This is a genomic window from Curtobacterium sp. ODYSSEY 48 V2 (assembly GCF_023712625.1).
In the GTDB taxonomy this organism is placed as follows: Bacteria; Actinomycetota; Actinomycetes; order Actinomycetales; family Microbacteriaceae; genus Curtobacterium.
On sequence record NZ_JAMAXX010000005.1, the window covers coordinates 77,876 to 102,741 of the forward strand.

Genomic DNA, 24,866 nt, shown 5'->3' on the forward strand with positions numbered 1-24,866 from the left:
GCGTCCGCGGCGGGTCAGACCTCGGTGAACGGCTCGGCGTCGTCGAGTCGCACGCGCAGGGTCGGCGCCGCGCGACGTCGGTTGCCGCCCGGGAGCACCCGGCGCGTCGACGAACGGCGGATGACCTCGGCCTTGAGCGTCGCCGCGACCTCGGCCCCGTGCGCGTAGGCGAAGCGCACGATCGCACGGACCGTCCCGGGCACCGGGTCGTCGGGTACCGGAACCGGCCCGAGCACCGCCCCGACCACCGCGTCACCGAGGGCCTCGACCGCCTCGGTCACCGCCTCGTCCGTACCGGTGAGCGTCGCCACCCGGACGGCCGGCGGGAAGTGCAGGGCCCGTCGGTCGACGAGCTCGTCGTGCGCCGGCCCGTCGAGCCGCCAGAGGGCCATCGCCGTGGCGAGCTTGCCGCCGATGCCGACGAGGTACACCTCGGCGCCGGGTGCGCCCTTGGCAGCGGCGTTCGTCCAGAAGCGGAGCACGTCCTCCTGCACCCGGAGGCCCTCGCGGGCCAGGAGCCGTTCGCCGTCGAGCAGCAGTACGCACGCGTACCCGCCCGGCGCGCTCGGCTCCGCGCCGCGTGTGGCGACGACGACCGCGGGGCGGGCGGGGACCTCGTCGAGCGGTCGGGAACCGTCCGCCACCACGATCCGGGTGCCGGGGAACGCCCGGCCGAGCTCGTCGGCGGTCCGCTGGGCCCCCTGCCCGACGGGCTTGAGCCGCCCGCCGCCGCACGTCGGGCACCGGAACCCCACGGCGAGGGCACCGCAGAACCGGCACTGCGGGGTCGCGTTCCGGTGCGGGCTCCCCAGGGGGCCGCCGCACACCCGGCAGTGCGCGCGTTCCCCGCAGTCGGCGCAGACCAGCCCGGTGCCGAAGCCCGGGTTGGCGACCTGCACGAGGACGGGCCCGTGCTGGCTTGCCTCCCGCGCGGCGCGCCACGCCGTGCTGGGGATGCGGGCCTGGGCCGCGAAGCCCTCGGCACCCGCCTGCTGCGCGGTCGGGATCACCTTCGGCGTCGGTACCCGGTACGGCGCGAGCTCCTGGAGCCAGTGCAGCTCGACGAGCCGCTGGACGTCGGTCGACCTGGCGTGCGCGACGAAGAGGAGTGCGGCGCCGGACTGCGCGGTCCGCACGAGGGCGACGTCGCGCGTGTGCACGTACGGGGCCCGGGGCTCGACGAAGGACGCGTCGCCGTCGTCCCACATCGCCACGAGCCCGAGCTCGGACGCCGGTGCGAACGCCGCGGTCCGGTTGCCGATCGCCACGACGGCGTGCGTCCGCGCCTGCAGCAGCGCCTTCGCACGCTGCCCGTTCGTCTGCTTGGCGTCGAACCGGACGACGCGCTCCGGCGGGAGCACCGCGAGGAGCGCGCGTTCGAGGTCCGTGACGTCGCGGAAGTCCGGGACCGCGAGCACGGCCGACTGCTCGCGGGCGACGACGTGCGACGCCGCCTGCGCGAGCGTCGCGGCCCAGCCGGGCACCCACACGGGGTCATCGGCGGTCCCGAGGTCGACGGGGTGGGGCACGGCGTCGACCGCAGCCCGTCCGTGGTCGGCGAGCAGGGCCTCCAGGACGCCCTCGGCGTAGCCCGTCACCGGGGTCGGCTCGACTGTCGGCGGTGACCACGAGGTGTCGCGGGCGAGCCAGGCCTTCTCGGCACGGACCTGACGGGTCGGCACGGCGAGCCGGAGCACGTCGGAGGCGACACCGGCGGCGCGGTCGGCGACGGCACGCGCGAGCGTCCAGATCTCCGGGGCCAGCACGGGCACCGCTGACACGACCTGTTCGACGGGACTGAGCTCCCCCGGCCAGTCTCCCTCGGAGACGACCTCGACGACGTACGCGTCGGACATCCGGGCGCCGGTGCGCAGCGGCACCTTGACCCGGACCCCCGGCACGCAGTCGTCCTCGAGCTCGGCCGGCACCCGGTAGTCGAACAGACGGTCCAACTGCGGGAGCGGCGAGTCGAGGACGACGCGCGCGACGGTGGTCACACGGTGCCTAGACGGCGGCGGTGACGAGTCCTGCTGCGGCGCGGAGCTCCTCGACGCGGTCGAGCTGCTCCCAGGTGAAGCCCGGCAGCTCGCGGCCGAAGTGGCCGTACGCCGCGGTCTGGGCGTACCGGGGCTTGAGCAGGTCGAGGTCGCGGATGATCGCGGCGGGACGCAGGTCGAACACCTCGGTGATGGCGGCCTCGATCGTGGCGTCGTCGACGTGTCCGGTGCCGAACGACTCGACGTACAGACCGACGGGCTTCGCGCGGCCGATCGCGTAGGCGACCTGGACCTCGAGCCGGTCCGCGAGCCCCGCGGCGACGACGTTCTTCGCGACCCAGCGGAGCGCGTAGGCGGCCGAGCGGTCGACCTTCGACGGGTCCTTGCCGCTGAACGCGCCGCCACCGTGGCGGGAGGCCCCGCCGTACGTGTCGACGATGACCTTGCGTCCGGTGAGTCCGGCGTCACCCTGCGGGCCGCCGATCTCGAAGCGACCGGTCGGGTTCACGATCACGTCGACGTGCGACGAGTCGAGGTCGACCAGGTCGAGCACCGGACGGATGACGTGCTCCGTCATCTGCGCGGTGAGCTCGTCGAGCGTGACCGCGGGCGAGTGCTGCGTGGAGAGGACCACCGTCTCGACGGTCTTCGGCACGACGCCGTCGTAGCCGACGGTGACCTGGGTCTTGCCGTCCGGGCGGAGGAAGTCGAGCTGCCCGCTCTTGCGGACCTCGGCCAGCCGCTCCGCCAGGCGGTGCGCGAGCCAGATCGCGACGGGCATGTACTCGGGCGTCTCGTTCGTCGCGAAGCCGAACATGATGCCCTGGTCGCCGGCGCCCTGGCGGTCGAGCTCGTCGAGGCCCGCACCGGACCGGCTGTCGAGCGACTCGTCGACGCCCTGGGCGATGTCCGGCGACTGCGCACCGATCGACACCTCGACACCGCAGGTGCGGCCGTCGAAGGAGACCTCGGACGAGTTGTACCCGATGCCCGTGATGACGTCGCGGACCAGCTTCGGGATCTCGACGTAGCCGGACGTGGTGACCTCGCCCGCGACGTGCACGAGCCCGGTGGTGACCATCGTCTCCACGGCAACGCGCGCGTGCGGGTCGACCGTGAGCAGCGCGTCGAGGATCGTGTCCGAGATCTGGTCGCAGATCTTGTCGGGGTGCCCCTCCGTCACCGACTCGGACGTGAAGAGGCGCAGGTTGGTGCCGCTCACCGGGGTCAGTCGGTGGGCTGCTGCTGCTTGGTGACGGTCAGCTTGTCCTCGTTGATCTCGTGCAGAGCAACGGACAGCGGCTTGTCGTCGATCGTCGAGTCGACGAGCGGACCGACGTTGTCGAACAGCGACCCCTCGTGCAGGTCGGCGTAGTAGTCGTTGATCTGACGGGCGCGCTTCGAGGCGAAGATGACGAGCGCGTACTTCGACTCCACCTTGGCGAGCAGGTCGTCGATGGGCGGGTCGATGATGCCCTGGGGGTTGGCCATGGTGTCTCCTGTCGGCTGCGGGTGCGTGGGGCGCGGGTCCGACCGGATCGGACCGCCCGACCGCGGTCGGGCTGCGCGGGCGCGACGCCGAGGAGGCGCGCGCGGGTGCGCCGTGTCAGGGCGCAGAGAACAAGTCTACGACCTCGCGTGCCGCGGTGCCGACATCCGAGTTCACGATGCGCACGTCGAACTCGTCCTGCGCGGCCAGTTCGACCTTCGCGGTCTCGAGTCGGCGTGCCTGTTCCTCGGCGGACTCGGTCCCGCGACCGATGAGCCGCCGGACGAGTTCCTCCCACGTCGGCGGCAGCAGGAACACGAGCACGGCCTCGGGCATGGCGTCGCGGACCTGCCGAGCACCCTGCAGGTCGATCTCGAGCAGCACCTTGTCGCCGGCGTCGAGCGCGCGGTCGATCGGCGGCCGTGGCGTGCCGTACCGGTAGGAGTTGTGCACCACGGCCCACTCGAGCAGCTCGCGGTCCCGGATCATCCGGTCGAACTCGGCGTCGTCCACGAAGTAGTAGTGCACGCCGTCGACCTCGCCCGGGCGGGGCTTCCGGGTCGTCGCCGACACGCTGAGGTCCACGTCGGGGAAGTGCTCGCGGATGTGCGCGCTCACGGTGCCCTTGCCGACGGCGGTCGGTCCGGCCAGCACGACGAGCTTCGACGCACCGCGCTTCCGGCCGCGGGCGGCGAGCCAGTCGGCCAGGGCGGAGCGCTGCCGGGTGCCGAGCCCGCCGAGCCGCTTCGACGGGGCGATGCGGAGCTCCCCCATCACGGCCTCGGCACGCGCCGGGCCGATCCCGGACATGCTCGTGAGCAGGTCGCGCACGCGCAGCGACTTCTCGGCGGGCAGGTCCGCGTCGGACCACGCGGCGCGAGCGACCTCGAGGGCGCTGCGCTCCCCCGACGCCACCTGCGCCTTGACGGCAGCACGGGCGCGCCGGGCGGCGACCGCCGCGCGGGCGGCGGCGACGCGGTCGACCTCCGGCGGGTTGCGGTGCGCGGGCAGGTCGCTGCGGTCCGGGGTCCCGGAGCCGGGCGTCTGGCCCGTGGGCGTCTGGTCCGTCACGCGGCGGCCCCGAGTGCGGCGTGGATGCGGTCCACGCGGTCCTGCACCAGCGCGGCGACCCCGTCCGGGCCGTCGGTCAGCAACCCGCGCGACTCGTTCACCAGGACCTGCTCGGCTCGCACACCGTACCGGGCGCGCAGGTCCTCGATCCGGGCACCCTGGGCACCGAAGCCCGGGGCGAGCACCGGCGCGTTGCCGATGGCGCCCGCGTCGATGCCGAAGTCGTCGAGGTCGAGGGTGGCGCCGAGCACGAGCCCGACGTCCCCGAGCGGCTGCTCGCCGCCGGTCCGGTTGTCGTCTGCCACAGCAAGGACGATACCGGCAGCGACGGACCGTCCGGCACGCGGCCCCTCGGCGAGCACGGCCGTCTGGAGCACGCGCGCCTCCGGGTTGCTCGTCGCCGCGAGCACGAAGACGCCCGCACCGTTCCGTCGGGCGACGTCGACCGTGCCGGCGAGGGACCCGTACCCGAGGTACGGCGAGACCGTCATCGCGTCCGCCCGGAACGGCCCGTCGCGGTCGAGCCACGCGAGCGCGTAGTCGTCGCCGGTCGAGCCGATGTCGCCCCGCTTCACGTCGGCGACGACCAGGAGGCCCGCATCGCGTGCCCGACGCAGGGTCGCGTCGAGCGCGCGGTAGCCGGGGACCCCGGCCGCCTCGAAGAAGGCGATCTGCGGCTTCACGATCGCGGCGCGGCCGGCGGCCGCGTCGACCAGGGTCGCGCCGAAGGCGGTGAGGCCCTGCTCGTCGCGGCCGAGCCCCCACGCCGCCAGGGTGGCGGCGTGGGGGTCGATGCCGACGCACAGGGGGGAACGCTCCCCCACGGCGGCGGCGAGGCGGACACCGAAGGAGGCCGGGCCTCCCGTCCGTCCGTCGCTCACCAGGTCGCGCGCTCGAGCGCGTAGTCCTGCAGGCTGCGGGCGCTGAGCGGGGTGCCGATCGTCTCGATCGCGGCGACGGCCGCACCGAGCTGCGCGATCGTCGTGAAGAGCGGCTTGTCCGCGGCGACCGTGGCCGCACGGATCTCGTAGCCGTCCGCACGACCGGCGGCGCCGGAGGGCGTGTTGATGACGATGTCGACCGCGTCGCGGGCGAGCAGGTCGACCACGCTCTCACCGCCCTCGCTGTACTTGCCGACCAGGGTGACCTCGATGCCGTTGCGGCGCAGGACCTCGGCGGTCCCCTCGGTCGCGGTGATCGTGAAGCCGAGCTGCTGCAGGCGGTGCACGGGCAGGACGACCTGGCGCTTGTCGGTGTCCGCGACGCTCACGAAGACCGTGCCGCTCGTCGGCAGGCCGCCGTACGCGGCGTCCTGCGACTTGAGGAACGCCCGCGGGAAGTCGCGGTCGATGCCCATCACCTCGCCCGTGGAGCGCATCTCGGGGCTGAGCACCGAGTCGACGACCTGGCCGTCGTGGGTGCGGAAGCGGCGGAAGGGCAGCACGGCCTCCTTGACGGCGACCGGTGCCTGCGGCGGCACCGAGGAGCCGTCCCGCTCCGGCAGCATCCCCTCGGCGACGAGCGCGTCGATCGAGGTGCCGGTCATCACGCGGGAGGCCGCCTTGGCGAGCGGGATGCCGAGTGCCTTCGACACGAACGGGACCGTGCGGCTGGCGCGCGGGTTCGCCTCGAGGACGTAGAGCACGCCCGCACCGATCGCGAACTGCACGTTCAGCAGGCCCTGCACGCCGATGCCGCGGGCGATCTTCTCGGTGGCCTCGACCACGCCGCGGATCTCCGCCTTGCCGAGTCCCACCGGCGGCAGGGTGCAGGCCGAGTCGCCGGAGTGGATGCCGGCCTCCTCGATGTGCTCCATGATGCCGCCGACGTAGAGCCGCTCGCCGTCGAAGAGCGCGTCGACGTCGATCTCCACCGCGTCGTCGAGGAACCGGTCGACCAGCAGCGGCAGGTCCGGACCGATGATCGCCTGGTCGGCCATCCGGTCGAAGTAGTCCGCCAGGGCGGCCGGGTCGTAGACGATCTCCATGCCGCGTCCGCCGAGCACGAAGGACGGGCGGACGAGGACCGGGTAGCCGATCTCCTCGGCGACCGCGGTCGCGCTCGCGAGGTCGTGGGCCGTGCCGTTCCGCGGTGCGAGCAGCCCGGCCTGCTCGAGGATCGCGGCGAACTGGCCACGCTCCTCGGCGGAGTCGATCGCGCTCGGGGTCGTGCCGAGGATCGGGATGCCGGCGGCCTCGAGGGGCTTCGCCAGGCCGAGGGCGGTCTGCCCGCCGAGCTGGACGACGACGCCGACGAGCTCACCGGAGGCCGCCTCGGCCTCGATGACCTCGAGGACGTCCTCGGTGGTGAGCGGCTCGAAGTAGAGCCGGTCCGAGGTGTCGTAGTCGGTGGAGACCGTCTCGGGGTTGCAGTTGATCATGATCGTCTCGTAGCCGGCGTCGCTCAGTGCGAACGAGGCGTGCACGCACGAGTAGTCGAACTCGACGCCCTGACCGATGCGGTTCGGGCCGGAGCCGAGGATGACGACCTTCTTCCGGTCGCTCGGGGCGACCTCGGTCTCCGCGTCGTACGACGAGTAGTGGTACGGCGTGAGGGCCGGGAACTCACCGGCGCAGGTGTCCACCGTCTTGAAGACCGGGCGGATGCCGAGCGCGTGACGGGCGTCGCGTGCCTCCTGCTCGGAGATGCCGCGCAGGGACGCGATCTGGGCGTCGCTGAAGCCGTGCTCCTTCGCCCAGCGCAGGGTGTCCGCGTCGAGCGTCTCCGCCGCACGCACCTCGTCGGCGACCTCGTTGATGAGGACGATCTGGTCGATGAACCACGGGTCGATCTTCGTGGCCTCGAACACCTCGTCCGCGGTGGCGCCGGCGACCAGGGCCTGCTGCACGGTCACGATGCGGCCGTCGGTCGGCACCTGGGCCTTCGACAGCAGCGCGTCCTTGTCGAGCTCGGCCGCCGGGGTGTCCCAGTGGAAGCTCGACCCGCGCTTCTCGAGGCTCCGCAGGGACTTCTGCAGCGCCGTTGCGTAGTTGCGGCCGATGGCCATCGCCTCGCCGACGCTCTTCATGGTGGTGGTCAGGGTGGCGTCGGCCGCCGGGAACTTCTCGAACGCGAACCGCGGGGTCTTCACGACCACGTAGTCGAGCGTCGGCTCGAAGCTCGCCGGCGTCACACGGGTGATGTCGTTCTCGATCTCGTCGAGGCGGTACCCGATCGCGAGCTTCGCGGCGATCTTCGCGATCGGGAAGCCGGTCGCCTTCGACGCGAGCGCGGACGAGCGCGACACGCGGGGGTTCATCTCGATGACGATCAGGCGCCCGTTCGACGGGTCCACGGCGAACTGGATGTTGCAGCCGCCGGTGTCGACACCGACGCGACGGATGATGTCGATGCCGATGTTCCGCATGTTCTGGTACTCGCGGTCGGTCAGCGTCAGCGCCGGGGCGACGGTGATCGAGTCGCCCGTGTGCACGCCCACGGGGTCGACGTTCTCGATCGAGCAGATCACGACCGTGTTGTCGAAGTTGTCCCGCATGAGCTCGAGCTCGTACTCCTTCCAGCCGAGGATCGACTCCTCGAGGAGCACCTCGGTGGTCGGGCTGGACTGCAGGCCGTCGCCGACGAAGCGGACGAGCTCCTCCTCGTTGTACGCGAAGCCGGAGCCGAGACCACCCATCGTGAAGGACGGCCGGACGACGAGCGGGTAGCCGAGGTCCTGCGCGAACGCCTTCGCCTCGTCCAGCGTGTGCGCGATGTGGCTGCGGGCGACGTCGGCACCGGACTCGAGCACGAGCTCCTTGAAGAGCTGGCGGTCCTCGCCGCGCTGGATGGCGTCGACCTTGGCGCCGATGAGCTCGACGTCGTACTTGTCGAGGATGCCCTCGGAGTCGAGCTTGATCGCCGCGTTGAGCGCCGTCTGCCCGCCGAGCGTCGGCAGGACCGCGTCCGGGCGCTCGATCTTGATGATCTCCTCGAGCGAGGCGCTCGTGATCGGCTCGATGTACGTCGCGTCGGCGAAGTCGGGGTCGGTCATGATCGTCGCCGGGTTCGGGTTGACGAGGATGACCCGGACGCCCTCGGCGCGGAGGACGCGGCACGCCTGGGTGCCGGAGTAGTCGAACTCGGCGGCCTGACCGATGACGATCGGGCCCGAGCCGATGACGAGGACGGAGTTGATGTCTGCGCGCTTCGGCATCAGTTGCTGCTTTCGTTCTGCGCGGCCGACGCGCCGGCGTCGGTCGTCGGGTCGGCTGCGGGGGTCGTGGCGGTGGCGGTCGCCGCGTCGAGCGGCTCCCCGTCGCGTCGCGCACGGACCAGGTCCGCGAACCGGTCGAACAGGTACATGGAGTCGTGCGGGCCGGCCGCCGCCTCGGGGTGGTACTGCACGCTGAACGCGGGCACGTCGAGCGCGCGGAGGCCCTCGACCACGTCGTCGTTCAGGGAGTAGTGCGAGACCTCGACCCGCCCGAACCCGGCCGGCGACTCGAGCACCTCGCCCAGGGGCGCGTCGACCGCGAAGCCGTGGTTCTGGCTCGTGATCTCGACCTTGCCGGTGGCGGTGTCGAGCACGGGCTGGTTGATGCCGCGGTGGCCGAACGGCAGCTTGTACGTGCCGAAGCCGAGCGCGCGACCGAGGAGCTGGTTGCCGAAGCAGATGCCGAAGAACGGGCGGCCGGTCCGCAGGGACTCCTGCAGCAGGGACACCTGCGCGTCGCTCGCGGCGGGGTCACCCGGGCCGTTCGAGTAGAACAGCGCGTCCGGGTCGAGCTGCTGCAGCGCCTCGGACGTGATGTCCTGCGGCACGACGTGCACCTCGAACCCGCGCTCGGCGAGGTAGCGGGTGGTCGAGGCCTTGACACCGAGGTCGAGCACGGCGAGCCGGCCGATCTGCTCGCCGACGGCGGGGACCACGTAGGTCTCCGGGGTCGACACGATCGACGAGAAGCTCGCGCCGGTCATCGCGGCCTGCTCGCGCACGGCCCGGAGCTGCTCCTCGGCGGACAGGTCCGCGTCGGCGCCGCTGAACACGCCGCCCTTCATGGCGCCGGCGTCGCGGATCCGGCGGGTGAGCGCGCGCGTGTCGATCCCGGAGATGCCGACGATGCCGTCGCGCACCAGGTGGTCGTCCAGCGTCGCGTTCGCGCGGTGGTTCGACACGACGCGGCTGGGGTCGCGCACCACGTACCCGGCGACCCAGATGCGACGGGACTCGGGGTCCTCGTCGTTGACACCGGTGTTGCCGATGTGCGGCGCGGTCTGCACCACGATCTGTCCGGCGTAGGACGGGTCGGTCAGCGTCTCCTGGTAGCCGGTCATGCCGGTGGCGAAGACGACCTCTCCCAGGGATCGGCCTCGGGCGCCGTACGCCCGTCCGTCGTAGCGGGTGCCGTCCTCGAGGACCAGTACGGCCCGTTCGCGTGTCATCAGTTCGTCCCTTCGCCCGCGGTGTGCGGGTGTTCGTGCGTCGTCGTCAGTCCCTGCAGGGCGGCGAGTGCTGCTGCGCCGCCCTCCGGGAACCGGAAGTAGGTGTCGAGGTCCGTCGCTGCTGCGGCGCCGGTCGCCGTCCATCGCAGACGGACCAGTCCCCCGGGTTCGACCACGCGGTCGATGGCCGCGGTGGCCCGGTCGGCGCCGCGGACGGCGGTCGCGGCGATCCACCGGTCCTCGGCTCCGGCGTGGTGCAGGACCACGCCGGTGTCGTGCACGGTCACGCCGCCGCGGCCCCGGAACCCGAGACCGCCTGCCGTGATCCGCTCGAGCGGCGCGTCGGCGCGGGTCGTCGCGACCGTGAACCCGTCCCACGACCCGACCGCCGGTCCCAGCCCGGTCGGGACCGGGACCGGAGGCACGGCTGCCGTCTGCGCGCGGGTCCGGGTCCGCCAGGTGCGCGCCATCGCGACGAACAGCGCGGCCACCAGGAGCAGGATCGCCGCTCCGGTCAGCCAGCGCAGCGCGTCGCCGCTCACCGTGTCACCGCCCGGCTCACGCGGACGCCGCCTTCGTCGACCGCGCCGACGGGGTCGCGGCTGCGGCCGCGGCGACGGTCTCGGTGTCGACGAGCACGCCGTCGAGCAGCGTCGGGTAGCCGTGGTGGAAGGTCGCGACCACCCTGCCGGGCAGCCGCATGCCGAGGTACGGCGAGTTCTGCGACTGGCCGTGCAGGTCGTCGACCGAGAACTCCCGCACCGCCGCGGGGTCGTACAGCGTCAGCTCGGCGGGGGCACCCTCGGTGATGCGCTGACCGTGCCCCTCGACCTGGCCGATGCGCGCCGGTGCCTCGGACAGCACGCGGGCGACGTCGGCCCAGTCGAGCCGGCCGTCCTCGACCACGGCGGCGTGCACGACGCTCAGCGCGGACTCGAGCCCGACCATGCCGTTCGCCGCGGCCGGCCACTCGCAGCACTTCGCCTCGGCGGTGTGCGGCGCGTGGTCGGTCGCGACGATGTCGATCGTGCCGTCGGCCAGTGCTCCGCGCAGCGCGTCGACGTCCTCGCGGGAGCGCAACGGTGGGTTCACCTTGTACCGGGCGTCGTACCCGGGTGCGCCGTCGATCCCCGCGATGAGGTCCTCGGTCAGGGTCAGGTGGTGCGGTGTGACCTCGGCGGTGACGTCGATGCCGCGGGACTTCGCCCAGCGGATCACCTCGACGCTGCCGGCGGTCGAGACGTGGCAGACGTGCAGCCGTGCGCCCACGTGGTCGGCGAGCAGGACGTCGCGGGCGATGATCGCCTCCTCGGCGACGGCCGGCCACCCGGCGAGCCCGAGCTCCGACGAGAGCCGGCCCTCGTTCATCTGCGCGCCGATCGTCAGCCGGGGCTCCTGCGCGTGCTGTGCGAGCACACCGCCGAAGCCCTTGACGTACTCGAGCGCCCGGCGCATGAGGAGCGGGTCCGACACGCAGGAGCCGTCGTCCGAGAACACCCGGACCCGGGCGCGCGAGGTCGCCATCGCGCCGATCTCGGACAGGTGCGTGCCCTGCAGCCCCTGGGACACCGCGCCGATCGGGCGGACCGTCACGTACCCGGCGTCGTCGCCGAGCGCCTGCACCTGCTCGACCACACCGGCGGTGTCGGCGACCGGCGACGAGTTCGCCATCGCGTTCACCGCGGTGAAGCCGCCGGCTGCCGCGGCCCGCGAGCCGGTCAGGACGGTCTCCGACTCCTCGGAGCCGGGCTCACGGAGGTGCGTGTGGAGGTCCACGAGCCCGGGCAGGGCGAGCAGACCGTCCGCGTCCACGACCGTCGCGCCGACCGTGTCGAGACCGGAGCCGACCGCGGTGATGCGTCGTCCCTCCAGGCGGATGTCGGCACGCGAGCCGTCGACCAGCTGGGCGCCGCGGATGAGGTGGGCGGTCATGCGACGGGCTCCTTCGGTTCGTGCTCGCCGGTCAGGGCGAGGTACAGGACGGCCATGCGGACCGACACGCCGTTGGCGACCTGCTCGACGACGGTCGAGCGCGGGTCGTCGGCGGCGACGCCGGCGATCTCCAGGCCGCGGTTCATCGGGCCCGGGTGCATGATCAGCGTGCGCTCCGAGAGGGCCGCCGCCCGTGCCGCCGTCAGGCCGAAGTGCCGCGTGTACTCGCGCGGGTTCGGGAAGAACGCGTCGTTCATCCGCTCCTGCTGGATGCGGAGCAGCATCACGACGTCCGGGTCCTCCCCGAGGGCGGCGTCCAGGTCGTGGTGCACGGCGGCGCCGAACGGACGGTCGACCGCGGGCAGCAGCGTGGGCGGCGCGGCGAAGGTCACCTCGGCACCGAGCGTGCGCAGCAGCCAGGCGTTGCTCCGGGCGACACGGCTGTGCAGGACGTCGCCGACGATCGCCACGCGGACGCCGTCGAGCGCCCGGCCGCGGCTGTCGGTGCCGTGGATCCGTCGGCGCATCGTGAAGGCGTCGAGCAGGGCCTGCGTCGGGTGCTCGTGCGTCCCGTCACCGGCGTTCACGACCGGGACGTCGATCCAGTCGGCCTCGGCGAGGACCCGCGGGGCTCCCGACGCCGGGTGGCGCATGACGATGCCGTCGATGCCCATCGCACCGAGGGTCTGCACGGTGTCCTTCAGCGACTCGCCCTTCGAGACGCTGGAGCCCTTCGCCGCGAAGTTGATGACGTCGGCGGAGAGCCGCTTGGCGGCTGCCTCGAACGAGATGCGGGTCCGGGTCGAGTCCTCGAAGAACAGGTTCACGACGGTCTTGCCGCGGAGGGCCGGGAGCTTCCGGACCTCGCGGGTGTTGACCTCGGCCATCTCCTCGGCGACGTCGAGGATCCGGACGGCCTCGGCGCGCGACAGGTCGGCGGTGGAGAGCAGGTGCTTCACGGGGCGACCCCCTGCTCGTGCTGCGGCGTGTGCTGCGGCGTCTCGTGCTGCTCGATGACGACCTCGTCGGTGCCGTCCGTCTCGGTCAGGCGCAGCGTGACCCGCTCGTCGGCGGCCGTCGGCAGGTTCTTGCCGACGTGGTCCGCCCGGATGGGCAGTTCGCGGTGGCCGCGGTCGACGAGCACCGCGAGCCGCACCGCCCGGGGCCGGCCGATGCCCTGCAGGGCGTCGAGCGCTGCCCGCACGGTGCGACCCGAGTAGAGCACGTCGTCGACCAGCACGACGACCTTGCCGTCGATGCCGCTCGTCGGGATCGTCGTGCGGTGCGGCGCACGACCGATGCCGTGGCCGAGGTCGTCCCGGTGCATCGTGACGTCGAGCGTGCCGAGCCGCTGGTCGCGGTCCGCTGCCCACTCGGGTTCGATGACGGCCAGGACGCGGTCGAGCCGCTCGGCCAGGACGGCACCCCGTGTCGGGATGCCCAGGAGCACGAGGTCCGAGGCGCCGTGGTTGGCCTCGAGGATCTCGTGCGCGATGCGTGTCAGAGCACGCGTGATGTCGGGGTGTTGCAGGACCGTTCTGGTGCCCACGCCGACCTCCTTCCCCGCCTCACCGGACGGACTTAAAGGATGCTGACGTGGACAACCCTACTCGGACTCCTGGTCCCCCGCGACAGTCCGACCGGACGGTGCGGCAGCCTCGTCGGCGCTCCGACCGGACGGTGCACGGCCGCCCGCGACGGCGCCGAGGACGCCGTTCACGAAGCCGGCCGAGTCCTCCGTCGAGAGCGACTGCGCGAGCTCGACCGCCTCGGCGATCGCGACCGCGTCCGGGACCTCCGGGTTGTACCGGAGCTCCCAGACGCCCATCCGGAGGATGCAGCGGTCGAGGACGGGCATGCGGGCGACGGACCACCCCTGCGCGTGCTCGACGATCACCTTGTCGATCGCCGCGCGGTCGTCGTCGATGCCGGTGACGATCTGCCGGGCGTAGTCCCAGCTCGAGGCGCGCTCGGGCTGGTCGAGGTGCCGTACCGTCTCGGTCGCCAGGACGTCCGCGATCGGGAGCTCACGCACCTCGGCGACGTAGAGCATGTCGAGGGCGCGCTTGCGGGCCTTCGAACGAGCACTCATGTGGTCGGCGCCTAGTTGTTGACGCGGCCGAGGAAGCTGCCGTCGCGCGTGTCGATCTTCACGGTGGTGCCGTTCTCCAGGTACAGCGGCACCTGGATGCGGTGACCGGTCGCGATGATGGTCGCGTCCTTCGTGCCACCGGAGGAACGGTCGCCCTGCAGGCCCGGCTCGGTCTCGACCTCGGTGACGATCGACGTCGGGAGCTCGATGTACAGCGGGTTGCCCTCGTTCATCGCGATGGTGACCATGGCGGACTCGAGCAGGTAGTTCTTGGCGTCGCCGACGACGGTCTCCGACACGGGGACCTGGTCGTACGTGTCGGTGTCCATGAAGACGTAGGACTCGCCGTCCTGGTACAGGTACTGGTAGTCGCGGCGGTCCACGGTCGCGGTGTCGATCTTCGCGCCGGCGTTGAACGTGCGGTCGACGACCTTGCCCGAGACGACGTTCTTGAGCTTGGTGCGGACGAAGGCGCCGCCCTTGCCCGGCTTCACGTGCTGGAACTCGACGACCGACCAGAGCTGCCCGTCGATGATGAGAACGGCGCCGTTCTTGATGTCAGTGGTACTCGCCATGGGTCTTCCGTTCGATGGTGTTGTGAAGGTCTCCCGGACGTGCGTCCGGTCCCGGCGACGGCGGGGTGTGCCCGCGCCAACGCCCCGTCGAGTGTAGCGGACGGGCACGGACCGGCCGGGGCGGGGCGCAGTGCGGGCGGCGGCGTGGCTGCCCGGCCGGCCACCCGTGGGTCACCGCCGGCGTCGAGCCCGCCACGCGTCGATCGCGGCCCACACCAGCAGCACCACGGCGGTACCGCCCAGGATCCCGCCCGCGGCGCCGGTCGAGAGCACCGCGGTCGGCCGCGCCGGCGAGGCGAGGTACACGATCGCCAGCACGCCGGCGCCCGCTCCGAGCAGGACGAGCAGGACGCGCCGGACCAGACCGGAGACCACCTCGCGGTCCCGCCGGTCCGAGAACAGCCGGATGTTCACCGCGAACCTGCCGGTCTCGAGCGCCTCGGTGATCCGGTCGACCCGCCGGGGCAGCTTGCGCGCGGCCGACACCACGCCGAAGAGCTCACGGACCGCGAGGTCCCGGACCGCTCGCGGTCGGAGCTGGTCGCGGATCTGCCGCCTGGCCAGGTCGCGGGACTCCTCGAGCAGGTCGAACGACGGCGCGAGGCTGCGCAGGGTGCCCTCGAAGATCGCCAGCGCGCGGGCCGCGGCGACGAAGTCCGGCGGCGGCTTGAGCCGGTAGCGCCCGAACACGGCGACGGCGTCGTCCACCGTCTCGACGCCGATCCGTGCACCGGGCCCGAGCTCGTCCGCGACGAACGCGGCGATGTCCCGGCGGAAGTCCGGCTCGTCCTCGACGTCGCGCACCGGGGCCATGCGCATCACCGCGTCCGCGATCCGCTCGGTGTCGTCCTGGATGTAGCCGGCGAGCAGGTCCTGCACGGTGCTCCGCAGGCCCGGGTCGAGCCGACCGACGGACCCGAAGTCGATCAGGGCCGGACGGCCGTCGGGCAGCAGCACGACGTTGCCCGGGTGCAGGTCAGCGTGGTAGATCCCGTCGAAGACGATCTGCCGGAGGAAGGCGTCGAGGACGGCCCGCATCGGGGCGTCGAGGTCCTGACCGCCCCCGGCGGCCCGGACCGCGCTGAGCGTCTCGCCCTCGAGGAACTCCATCACCATCACCCGACGCCCGGAGAGGTCGCGGTACGGCTCGGGGTAGGCGACCGCGTCCGGTCGGGCGCTCCGCGCCTGCGCCGCACGCAGTGCGGTGAGGTTCCGCATCTCCGACGTGAAGTCCACCTGCCGCACGAGGTCGTCGGCGTACTGCTGCGCGACGTCCGCGACGCCGACCTGTCGTGCCTCGGTGCTCGTCCGGGCCAGGAACCTGACGACCCGCAGCGCGATGTCGACGTCGCGCCGGACCGCGGCGTCGATCCCGGGTCGCTGGACCTTCACGGCGACGACGGTGCCGTCACGGAGGGTGGCCCGGTGCACCTGCGCGATGGACGCAGCGGCGACCGGTCCGGTGTCGAAGGACGCGAACACCTCGTCGACGGGCGCGCCCAGCTCCTCCTCGAGGAGCGCCGCGACCTCGACCGCGTCGGCGGGGCGGACGCTGCGCTGCAGGTGCGCGAGCCCCTCGGTCCACTCGTCCGGCAGCAGGTCGTCGCGCGTCGACAGGAGCTGTCCCATCTTCACGAACCCGCCGCCCGCCTCCTCGAGGGCGCGACGCAGGTGCTCGGCCTGCCGCCGCCGCAGGTCCGACGTCTCCGGGTCGCGTGAGAAGTCGAGCCGTCGGAACGGCACCAGTTCGTGGCGCCGGGCGATCGACAGGAGTTCGGCGAAGCGTCGGGCACGGGTACGCAGGCTGCCGACGGCGGCGTCCTGCTGGCCGAGGTCGCTCAGGCGGGGCGGGGTGGGCACCGCACCAGTCTGCTCCCCGGGCCTGCGGGCCTGCCCCGTCCCTGCACAGCCGGGAGGCACGGTTCACCGCCCACAGGTCGGCTGACCGGACGCGTCTGGTCGGCTCCGCTGCGCGACCCTCGTTGCATGGACACTGCACTCACCACCGCCGCGATCGCTGCGACGGCGTCGATCGCCGCAGCCGTCGTCAGCTGGTTCGGCGCGTTCCAGGCGCGACGCACCGCGGTACGCCACCACGCCTGGGAACGGTTCACATGGGCGCTCGAGCAGCGTCCCGGTGACCGTGCACACGACATCTCGATCGCTGTGCTCCGGCACCTCGCGACCGTAGCGTGGTGGTCGAAGGCCGACCGCCGGCTGGCGCACCGGGCACTGCGCCGACAGTCGCAGAGCGGCTACCGAGCAAGCACACCCACAGGAGAGGACCTCGGATGATGCGGATCTTCAAGCCACTCCCCGACGCGCTCGACCCTGACCGCGACGACGACGAGTACTGGGCGTGGGAGAACGGCGCCACACTCGACGAGTTCCGCGAATGGGAGCGGACCGGTGTGCTCACCCTCTCCATGCGGCTCAGGTGGTGGTGGCGTCGGACTCGTCCGACGCTCCGCTGATCTGGCGGGCGGACCCGCTAGACGCCGACCTCCTGGTACGCGGTGAACAGCAGGTGGTCCTCCGGACCCTCGAGGGTGGCGGGCTTGCCGACCCCGTCGAGGATGATGAAGCGCAGCATGCCCGCTCGTGCCTTCTTGTCGCGCCGCATCGTCGCGAGCAGGCCCTCCCAGCGACCGAGGCCGTAGGTCGTCGGCAGCTCCAGCGACTCGAGGATCGAGCGGTGCCGGTCGACGGTGGCGTCGTCCAGGTGGCCCGTCAACCGGGCGAGCTCCGCGGCGAACACCATGCCGACGGACACCGCCGCGCCGTGTCGCCACTGGTAGCGCTCGGCGTGCTCGATCGCGTGCCCGAGGGTGTGCCCGTAGTTGAGGATCTCCCGACGCCCCTGCTCGGTGAAGTCCTCCGACACCACTTCGGCCTTCAGCGCGATCGCGAGCTCGACCACGCGGCGGAACTCGGGCGTCGTCGGGTCGGTGACGCGGGCGACGTCGGCCTCGATGACGTCCAGGATCTCGGGGACGGCGATGAAGCCGGCCTTCACGATCTCGGCGAACCCGGTGAGCACGTCGTTCCGTGGCAGCGTCCGGACGAGGTCGAGGTCGGCGACCACCGCGCGCGGGTGGTGGAACGCCCCGACCAGGTTCTTGCCCTCGTTGGTGTTGATGCCGGTCTTGCCGCCGACGCTCGCGTCGACCAGCCCGAGCACGCTCGTCGGCATCGCCAGGAACGGCACCCCGCGCAGCCACGTCGCCGCGACGAACCCGGCGAGGTCGGTGACGGCTCCCCCGCCGAGCCCGATGACGGCGTCGGTCCGGGTGAAGTCCGCCTGTCCCATGACCTGCCAGCAGAACGCGGCGACCTCGACGCGCTTGGCGGCCTCGGCGTCCGGGACCTCGGCGATCAGTGCGTCGAGACCGGCTTCGACGAGGACGGCACGCAGCTCGTTCGCCCGCGCTCCCAGGGTCGGTGCGTGCACGATGAGCACCTTCGCAACGCGGGGTCCGAGCAGCGACGGGACCGAGCCGGACAGGTCGTTGCCGACCACGACGAGGGACCCGCCCTCGCCGCCGACCCGGATCTCGGTGGTGCCCTCGGGCAGGTTCGACGCGGTCACGGTGTCCCTCCGGTGGTGTGCTCCTGGTCGGAGCCGATGTGCTCCTCAGCGGAGTCGGTGCGCTCCTCGGCGGAGCCGGTGCGCTCCTCGCCGGAGCCGGTCTGCTGCTCGGTCACCCACGCGACGACGTCCCGGACGACGTGCGACATCGGGCGGCGCGACGTGTCGAACGTCGCGTGTGCGAGCTCGGCGTAGGTCGCCGCCCGCTCGTCGGCGATGGTCTGCCACGCGTCGATCCCGCCCTGCGCGAGGAGCGGCCGGTCGGTCCCCGCGATCCGGGCTGCGACGGCCTCGGGTGACACGGTGAGCAGCACGACCCGGGCGCCACGCAACGCAGCACGGGTGTCCGGGTGCGTCACGGCTCCCCCACCGACGGAGACCACACCGCCGGTCGCGACGGCTGCGCGCACGGCCTCGGCCTCGAGCGCGCGGAACGCCGGCTCACCGCGGTCGGCGAAGATCCCCGGGATCGGGCCGTGCTCCCGCGCGATCACGCGATCGGTGTCCGTGAACGGCACGCCCAGGGCCTTGGCGACGCGCTTGCCGACGCTCGACTTGCCGGCCCCCATCGGCCCGATCACGACGACCGGCGCACCGGTGCCCGCGGGACCGCCGGTGGTCGACGCGTCGGCGCCGCTCACCGGACGGTCGTGGGCTCGGCCGCGCGCGACTCAGCGCCGTCCGTCCGGCGGGTGCGCAGGGTCTCCGGCAGGGCCGCGAGGTACGCGTCGAGGTTGCGCTTCGTCTCGGTCAGGCTGTCGCCGCCGAACTTCTCGAGCACGGCATCGGCGAGCACGAGCGCGACCATGGCCTCGGCGACGACGCCCGAGGCCGGTACCGCGCAGACGTCGCTCCGCTGGTGGTGGGCGGCCGCGTCCTCGCCGGTGGCGACGTCGATGGTGTGCAGGGCGTGCGGCACGGTCGCGATGGGCTTCATGCCCGCGCGGACGCGGAGCACCGTCCCGGTGGACATGCCGCCCTCGGTCCCGCCGGCGCGGTCGCTCGTCCGGACGATCTCGCCGTCCTCGCGGTACAGCTCGTCGTGCGCCTCGGACCCACGGCGTCCCGCGGTGGCGAACCCGTCGCCGACCTCGACGCCCTTGATCGCCTGGATGCCCATGATCGCCGCGGCGAGCCGCGCATCGAGACGACGGTCCCAGTGCACGTGGGAGCCGAGCCCCGGCGGGACGCCGTAGAACAGGACCTCGACGACCCCGCCGAGGGTGTCGCCGTCCTTCTTCGCCGCCTCGACCTCGGTGACCATCCGCGCGGAGGTCTCCGGGTCGGCACAGCGGAGCTGGTCCTCGTCCAGGCGGTCGACGTCGTCGGGCAGGGGCAGCGGCGTGCCGTCGGGCACGCGGACGGTGCCGACCTGCAGGGTGTGGGCGATCGAGCGGATGCCGAGCTCGGCCAGGAAGGACTTCGCGACCGCGCCGAGGGCGACCCGCGCCGCCGTCTCGCGAGCGGACGCGCGTTCGAGGATCGGTCGGGCCTCGTCGAACCCGTACTTCTGCATGCCGACCAGGTCGGCGTGTCCGGGACGCGGTCGGGTCAGGGGCGCGCTGCGACCACGGGACATCTCGGTCGACTCGACCGGCTCGGGGCTCATGACCTCGACCCACTTGGGCCACTCGGTGTTGCCGATGCGGATGGCGATCGGGCTGCCGAGCGAGTACCCGTGGCGGACGCCGCCCGAGACGTGGAGCTCGTCCTGCTCGAACTTCATCCGCGACCCGCGCCCGTAGCCGAGCTTCCGACGCGCGAGGTCGGCGCGGATGGACTCGAACGACACCGGGACGCCCGCGGGCAGGCCCTCGAGCATCGCGATGAGTTCGGGTCCGTGGGACTCACCAGCGGTCAACCAACGAAGCATGTCGACCATCCTCCCACAGGGTCCGGTCGTGCGACGCGACCGGACCGCCGCGGGCCTACTGGTACTCGGGGTGTGCGCGGAGCCAGGCCTGGAACTGCTTCACGGCCACCTGGTGCTCCGCGTACGTGTCCGAGAAGACGGTCTCACCCGTGTCGAGGTCGACCGTCACGAAGTAGAGCCACTTCCCGTCGGCCATGTTCGTGACGGCCTTGATGGCCAGGTCGCCGGGGTTCGAGATCGGTGCCGGGGGCAGACCCTTGTGCACGTAGGTGTTGTACGCGTTGCCCGCGTCCGCTCGCTCCTCGTCGGTCGTGGTCACCTTGTGCGTGTTGCCCGTCCCGTAGGCGACGGTCGCGTCCGACTGCAGCGCCATGTCGATGTCGAGCCGGTTCTGGAACACCCGCGCGACCTTCGGGTAGTCGGCAGCCAGGCCGGCCTCCTTCTGCACGAGCGAGGCGAAGACGACGACCCGCTCCTGGTCACCCTCGGCCACGCCGGCGGCGGCCAGGTGCTCCTTCATCGTGTCGACCATCGACTGGAAGTACTGCTTCGCGGTCCACCCGGGGTTGATCGGGTACGTCGCCGGGAAGAGCCATCCCTCGAGCGTCGTCACGCCGGACGGGAGCCCGTACGCCTGCACGTCCTTCGCCGCTGCACTGACCTCGGCCTCGGTCAGCCCCGCCTTCGAGACCATCCCCGCCTCGATGTCCTGCAGCGCGGTCCCCTCGGGGATCACGATCGAGGCCTGGACGCGGTTGTCGGAGTCCTTGAGCGCGTCGAGTGCGGCCTTCGAGCTCATCTCCTTCTTGAGCTCGTACGAGCCCGGCTGGAACGAGACGTCCGGTGAGGTCAACAGCAGCTTGTAGAACACCTTCGAGCTCTTCACGACACCGCTGCGCTGCAGGGTCTTCGCGACGTCCTCGCCGATGTCGCCCTGCTTGATGGTCACGGTGACCTTGCTCGTCCCGTCGCCGGTGTAGTCGTCGGGCTCGCTGGACCCGCCGATCGCACTGAGCACCTGCTGCACCTTGGGTGCGGCGAAGGCGTACGCGCCGACGCCGCCGCCCAGGACGAGGGCGACGATCACGATGCCCGCCACGAGCGGGCCACGTCGCCGCTTCGGCCGCGGTTCGCGTGGCGGCCGGGAGGCTCCCCCGCCTCCGGCACCACGCCCACGTCCGCCTCCGGTACCGCCGGTTCCCGGGTCGGCTCCGGCAGGCCCGCCCGCGGCGGCAGCGGAACCGTCGACGACGCCCGCGTCACGCGTGGCCCGGCCCGGGCCGGCCTCGGCCCGCGCCGCACGCACCGCCTGCGCATCGGGCGCCCGGAGCTCCCCGGTCAGGAGTGCTCGGACGTCCGGGTGGAGCTCGTCGTCCGACCGCGCGACCGGGGCGTCCGCCGGCGATGCCGGTCGCGTCGCCGCCGTCGAGGGCTGCGACGCCGGGTCCTGGTCCGCTGGACGACGACCGTCGGTGTCCTCCGCCGGCGCCCGCCGCGCCCGCTCGGACTCGGCTGCCTCGGCAGCACGCGCCTCACGACGGGACATCGGTCGGTCGGGCTCGGCGTCGGGGTCGGTGGGGCGACGTCGCCGCCCTGCGTCGTCACCGGGCGCGATGATCGCGTCCCAGTCCAGGTCGTCTGCCAAGGGATCCTCGGTCTCTCGGGTCGGGGGCTCCACCTGGGCCCCGTCGGTCCGGGAACGACGGTCTCCCGACCCGTCCCGGGGCCGGTCGGTCAGGGGAGCGTTGCGCCGGGAGCGGCGCTGGACGCACGCTCGTGGTCGAGCGCGTGTTGCAGGATGATAACAGCGGCCGCTTGGTCGATCACGGCGCGGGACTTCTTGGTGTTCTTCCCGGCCTGGTGCAGACCGCGCTGCGCCGTCACCGTCGAGAGCCGTTCGTCGACAAGCCGTACGGTCCGGTGCTCGGCCAGCCGCTCCGCGAAGCCCCTGGCATCGGCGGTCGACGGGGTGTCGTCACCCGACATCGAGAGCGGCAGCCCCACGACGATCTCGAGCACGTCGTACTCGTCGGCCAGTTCGACGATCCGGCGCACGTCGGTCGCCTGGGCCCGGGGCACCGTCTCGACCGGGGTGGCCAGCAGGCCGTCGCGGTCGCAGACCGCGACGCCGATGCGGGCCTTGCCGACGTCGACGCCGAGCCGGCGGCCCGGACGCACCGGCACGATCAGCCCGCCAGTCGTGCGGTCACGGCGCGCAGCGCCGCGGGCAGCGCCGCCGCATCGGTGCCACCGCCCTGGGCGAGGTCGGGCTTGCCGCCGCCACCGCCGCCGAGGACACCGGCTGCCTCCTTGGCGAGGGGACCCGCCTGCATGCCGGCCGACCGCGCCGCGTCGTTCGTCGCGACGATCACCACGGGCTTGCCGCTGATCACGGCACCGAGCACCACGACCGCGGCATCGTCCCCGAGCTGACCGCGCACGCCCGTCGCGAGGGCACGCAGGTCGTCCCCGGACTGCAGGCCGTCGACCGTCTCGGCGACCACGGTGACCGCGCCGACCGTCTCGGCCCGGCGTGCGATCGACGGCACCCGCTGCTGCAGGTTGGCGGACTCGAACTCGGCGATCCGCTTCTGGGCGGTGCGCAGGTCCTCCATCAGGCCCTGCACGCGGGTCGGCAGGTCCTCACGGGGAGCCTTCAGCGCACTCGAGAGCTGCGACACGATCGTCCGCTCGACGGCCAGGTCGCGGAAGCCCTCGAGTCCGACGAGGGCCTCGACGCGACGGTTGGTCGAGCCGACGCTCGACTCCCCGACCAGGTTGACGAGGCCGACCTGCGCGCTGGAGGCGACGTGGGTGCCACCGCAGAGCTCGCGCGACCACGGACCACCGATGTCGACCATGCGGACCTCGGCGCCGTACTTCTCGCCGAACAGCGCCTGCGCACCGAGCGCCTTGGCCTCGTCGAGCGGCAGCACGCGCGTCTGCACCGCGAGGTCCGAGCGGATCGCCGCGTTCACGACCTCCTCGATCTCCGAGCGGGTGGCACCGGAGACCGGCTGCGACCAGGAGAAGTCGAGGCGCATGTAGCCCGACTTGTTGTACGAGCCGGCCTGCAGGGCCTCCGGTCCGAGCACGTCGCGCAGCGCCGCGTTGACCAGGTGCGTCGCCGAGTGCGCCTGGGTCGCGCCGCGGCGGTACTCGCCGTCGACGACCGTCGTGGCGGCGTCACCGACGCCGACCTCGCCGGAGCGGACCTGCACGGTGTGGCTCCAGAGCCCGGCGACCGGGCGCTGCACGTCGAGCACCTCGAGGTCGAAGCCGTTGCCGACGATCGACCCCTGGTCGGCGTCCTGACCGCCGGACTCGGCGTACAGGGACGTCTCACCGAGGATCACCTCGGCGATGTCACCGGCGACGGCGCGGTCGACGCTGACGCCGCCCACGATGATGCCGAGCACGGCGGACTCGGCCTCGAGCGCGTCGTAGCCCAGGAAGACCGTCTCGCCCTTCGCGCGGAAGGCGCTGTAGACACTGAGGTCGGCGAGGGCGGTCTTCTTGCTCTTCGCGTCGGCCTTGGCGCGGGCACGCTGCTCCGACATCAGGGTCTCGAACGCCCCGCGGTCGACCCGGACGCCGGCCTCGTCCGCCATCTCCATCGTCAGGTCGATCGGGAAGCCGAACGTGTCGTGGAGGAGGAACGCGGTGTCGCCGCCGATCGAGGGGGCACCGTCCTGCTTCGCGCGCTCGACCGCGACGTCGAGGATCGTGGTGCCCTGCGCCAGCGTGCGGAGGAACGTCTCCTCCTCCGCGTAGGCGATCCGGGCGATCCGGTCGTAGTCACCGGCGACCTCCGGGTAGGCCTCGCGCATGGCGTCGCGCGACGCCGGGAAGAGCTGCGGGAAGGTCGCACCCTCGACGCCGAGCAGGCGCATGGCGCGCACCGTGCGGCGGAGCAGACGGCGGAGGATGTACCCGCGGCCCTCGTTCGACGGGGTGACGCCGTCCGCGATGAGCATGAGCGACGATCGGACGTGGTCGGCGATGACCCGCATCCGGACGTCGTCCTCGTGCACGGCGCCGTACTGACGGCCCGAGATCGCTGCGGCGCGGTCCAGCACCGGACGCACCTGGTCGATCTCGTACATGTTGTCGACGCCCTGCTTGATGAAGGCGACGCGCTCGAGCCCCATGCCCGTGTCGATGTTCTTGTTCGGCAGTTCGCCGGTGATCGTGAAGTCGTACTTCGACCGGACGTCGGCGATCTGGTACTGCATGAACACCAGGTTCCAGATCTCGACGTAGCGGTCGTCGTCGGTCGCCGGGCCTCCGTCGATGCCGTACTCCGGGCCGCGGTCGAAGAAGATCTCGGAGCACGGGCCGGCGGGTCCGGGCTGCCCGGTCGACCAGTAGTTGGTGTCCTTGCCGAGGCGCTGGATCCGGTCGTCCGGCAGCGACGAGTGCTGCTTCCAGAAGGCGATCGCCTCGTCGTCGTCCTCGTAGACCGTGACCCACAGGTCGTCGGCCGAGAACCCGAGGCCGCCGTCCGACTCCGGCGTCGTCAGGAACTGCCAGGCGTACTGGATCGCCTGCTCCTTGAAGTAGTCCCCGAAGGAGAAGTTGCCGTTCATCTGGAAGAACGTGCCGTGCCGAGGGGTCTTGCCGACCTCCTCGATGTCGTTGGTCCGGATGCACTTCTGCACGCTCGTCGCGCGCGGGTACGGTGCGGGGACCAACCCGGTCAGGTACGGGATGAACGGGACCATGCCGGCGACCGTGAAGAGCAGCGACGGGTCGTCCGAGACGAGCGACGCGGACGGGACGACGGTGTGTCCGCGGTCGCCGAAGAACTGGAGCCAACGGCGGCGGATCTCTGCGGTCTGCATGGTGCTTCCTGATTCAGGT

General features: G+C 72.3%; 22 protein-coding genes. 2 read left to right on the forward strand and 20 right to left on the reverse strand.

The window, feature by feature from the left end; genetic code table 11:
• Positions 1-14: 14 nt before the first annotated feature.
• From M3666_RS08955 to M3666_RS09020, 14 genes are all read right to left on the reverse strand, one after another.
• Positions 15-1,997: a primosomal protein N' gene (locus tag M3666_RS08955; RefSeq protein ID WP_251155033.1), complete on the reverse strand. Its 1,983-nt coding sequence runs from the start codon at positions 1,995-1,997 to the stop codon at positions 15-17.
• A gap of 7 nt (positions 1,998-2,004) precedes the next feature.
• Positions 2,005-3,219, reverse strand: a complete 1,215-nt coding sequence (gene metK / locus M3666_RS08960; RefSeq protein ID WP_251155034.1) for a methionine adenosyltransferase — start codon at positions 3,217-3,219, stop codon at positions 2,005-2,007.
• 5 nt (positions 3,220-3,224) lie between these two features.
• Positions 3,225-3,488 (reverse strand): DNA-directed RNA polymerase subunit omega, encoded by a 264-nt coding sequence (rpoZ, locus tag M3666_RS08965; protein WP_022906709.1) that lies wholly within the window; start codon positions 3,486-3,488, stop codon positions 3,225-3,227.
• A 115-nt stretch (positions 3,489-3,603) separates the two neighbouring features.
• Complete coding sequence (gmk, locus tag M3666_RS08970; protein WP_066658295.1) at positions 3,604-4,497, reverse strand: guanylate kinase; 894 nt, start codon at positions 4,495-4,497, stop codon at positions 3,604-3,606.
• 56 nt (positions 4,498-4,553) lie between these two features.
• Positions 4,554-5,438: an orotidine-5'-phosphate decarboxylase gene (gene pyrF / locus M3666_RS08975; protein WP_251155035.1), complete on the reverse strand. Its 885-nt coding sequence runs from the start codon at positions 5,436-5,438 to the stop codon at positions 4,554-4,556.
• Positions 5,435-8,713, reverse strand: coding sequence for a carbamoyl-phosphate synthase large subunit (gene carB / locus M3666_RS08980; protein WP_251155036.1), 3,279 nt, complete (start codon positions 8,711-8,713; stop codon positions 5,435-5,437). Before carB ends, pyrF begins: the two co-directional genes overlap by 4 nt.
• Positions 8,713-9,942 (reverse strand): glutamine-hydrolyzing carbamoyl-phosphate synthase small subunit, encoded by a 1,230-nt coding sequence (gene carA / locus M3666_RS08985; protein WP_209682459.1) that lies wholly within the window; start codon positions 9,940-9,942, stop codon positions 8,713-8,715. The genes carB and carA overlap by 1 nt, the downstream gene beginning before the upstream one ends.
• On the reverse strand, positions 9,942-10,484 hold the full coding sequence (locus tag M3666_RS08990; protein WP_251155037.1) for a hypothetical protein: 543 nt from the start codon (positions 10,482-10,484) through the stop codon (positions 9,942-9,944). Before M3666_RS08990 ends, carA begins: the two co-directional genes overlap by 1 nt.
• Positions 10,485-10,500: 16 nt before the next feature.
• On the reverse strand, positions 10,501-11,874 hold the full coding sequence (locus M3666_RS08995) for a dihydroorotase (protein ID WP_209682454.1): 1,374 nt from the start codon (positions 11,872-11,874) through the stop codon (positions 10,501-10,503).
• Entirely contained in the window at positions 11,871-12,833 is a 963-nt protein-coding gene (locus M3666_RS09000; protein ID WP_066654539.1) for an aspartate carbamoyltransferase catalytic subunit, read from the reverse strand. Before M3666_RS09000 ends, M3666_RS08995 begins: the two co-directional genes overlap by 4 nt.
• Positions 12,830-13,423, reverse strand: coding sequence for a bifunctional pyr operon transcriptional regulator/uracil phosphoribosyltransferase PyrR (pyrR, locus tag M3666_RS09005; RefSeq protein WP_251155038.1), 594 nt, complete (start codon positions 13,421-13,423; stop codon positions 12,830-12,832). The genes M3666_RS09000 and pyrR overlap by 4 nt, the downstream gene beginning before the upstream one ends.
• A gap of 57 nt (positions 13,424-13,480) precedes the next feature.
• Entirely contained in the window at positions 13,481-13,966 is a 486-nt protein-coding gene (gene nusB / locus M3666_RS09010) for a transcription antitermination factor NusB (protein ID WP_066654543.1), read from the reverse strand.
• 11 nt (positions 13,967-13,977) lie between these two features.
• Positions 13,978-14,541 (reverse strand): elongation factor P, encoded by a 564-nt coding sequence (gene efp / locus M3666_RS09015; protein WP_058729119.1) that lies wholly within the window; start codon positions 14,539-14,541, stop codon positions 13,978-13,980.
• Between the two features lie 171 nt (positions 14,542-14,712).
• Entirely contained in the window at positions 14,713-16,401 is a 1,689-nt protein-coding gene (locus M3666_RS09020; RefSeq protein WP_251155039.1) for an AarF/ABC1/UbiB kinase family protein, read from the reverse strand.
• 126 nt (positions 16,402-16,527) lie between these two features.
• Between M3666_RS09020 and M3666_RS09025 the strand changes: the two genes are divergently transcribed.
• Positions 16,528-16,836 carry a hypothetical protein gene (locus tag M3666_RS09025; protein WP_251155040.1) on the forward strand — a complete coding sequence of 103 codons (309 nt, stop codon included), beginning with the start codon at positions 16,528-16,530 and terminating at the stop codon, positions 16,834-16,836.
• The gene (locus M3666_RS09030) at positions 16,833-17,015 is read left to right on the forward strand and encodes a hypothetical protein (protein ID WP_209682440.1); all 183 of its coding nucleotides are present in this window, start codon (positions 16,833-16,835) and stop codon (positions 17,013-17,015) included. The genes M3666_RS09025 and M3666_RS09030 overlap by 4 nt, the downstream gene beginning before the upstream one ends.
• 17 nt (positions 17,016-17,032) lie before the next feature.
• On the opposite strand, the gene aroB is transcribed toward M3666_RS09030, so the two are convergent.
• From aroB to alaS, 6 genes are all read right to left on the reverse strand, one after another.
• Positions 17,033-18,130: a 3-dehydroquinate synthase gene (aroB, locus tag M3666_RS09035; RefSeq protein ID WP_200884091.1), complete on the reverse strand. Its 1,098-nt coding sequence runs from the start codon at positions 18,128-18,130 to the stop codon at positions 17,033-17,035.
• Positions 18,127-18,771, reverse strand: coding sequence for a shikimate kinase (locus M3666_RS09040; protein ID WP_374109575.1), 645 nt, complete (start codon positions 18,769-18,771; stop codon positions 18,127-18,129). Before M3666_RS09040 ends, aroB begins: the two co-directional genes overlap by 4 nt.
• Complete coding sequence (gene aroC / locus M3666_RS09045) at positions 18,768-20,003, reverse strand: chorismate synthase (protein ID WP_066658306.1); 1,236 nt, start codon at positions 20,001-20,003, stop codon at positions 18,768-18,770. The genes M3666_RS09040 and aroC overlap by 4 nt, the downstream gene beginning before the upstream one ends.
• Positions 20,004-20,058: 55 nt before the next feature.
• Entirely contained in the window at positions 20,059-21,648 is a 1,590-nt protein-coding gene (gene mltG, locus M3666_RS09050) for an endolytic transglycosylase MltG (protein WP_251155041.1), read from the reverse strand.
• Positions 21,649-21,737: 89 nt separating this feature from the next.
• Positions 21,738-22,181: a Holliday junction resolvase RuvX gene (gene ruvX, locus M3666_RS09055; protein ID WP_066658313.1), complete on the reverse strand. Its 444-nt coding sequence runs from the start codon at positions 22,179-22,181 to the stop codon at positions 21,738-21,740.
• 8 nt (positions 22,182-22,189) lie between these two features.
• Entirely contained in the window at positions 22,190-24,847 is a 2,658-nt protein-coding gene (alaS, locus tag M3666_RS09060; RefSeq protein WP_251155042.1) for an alanine--tRNA ligase, read from the reverse strand.
• Positions 24,848-24,866 lie beyond the last annotated feature (19 nt).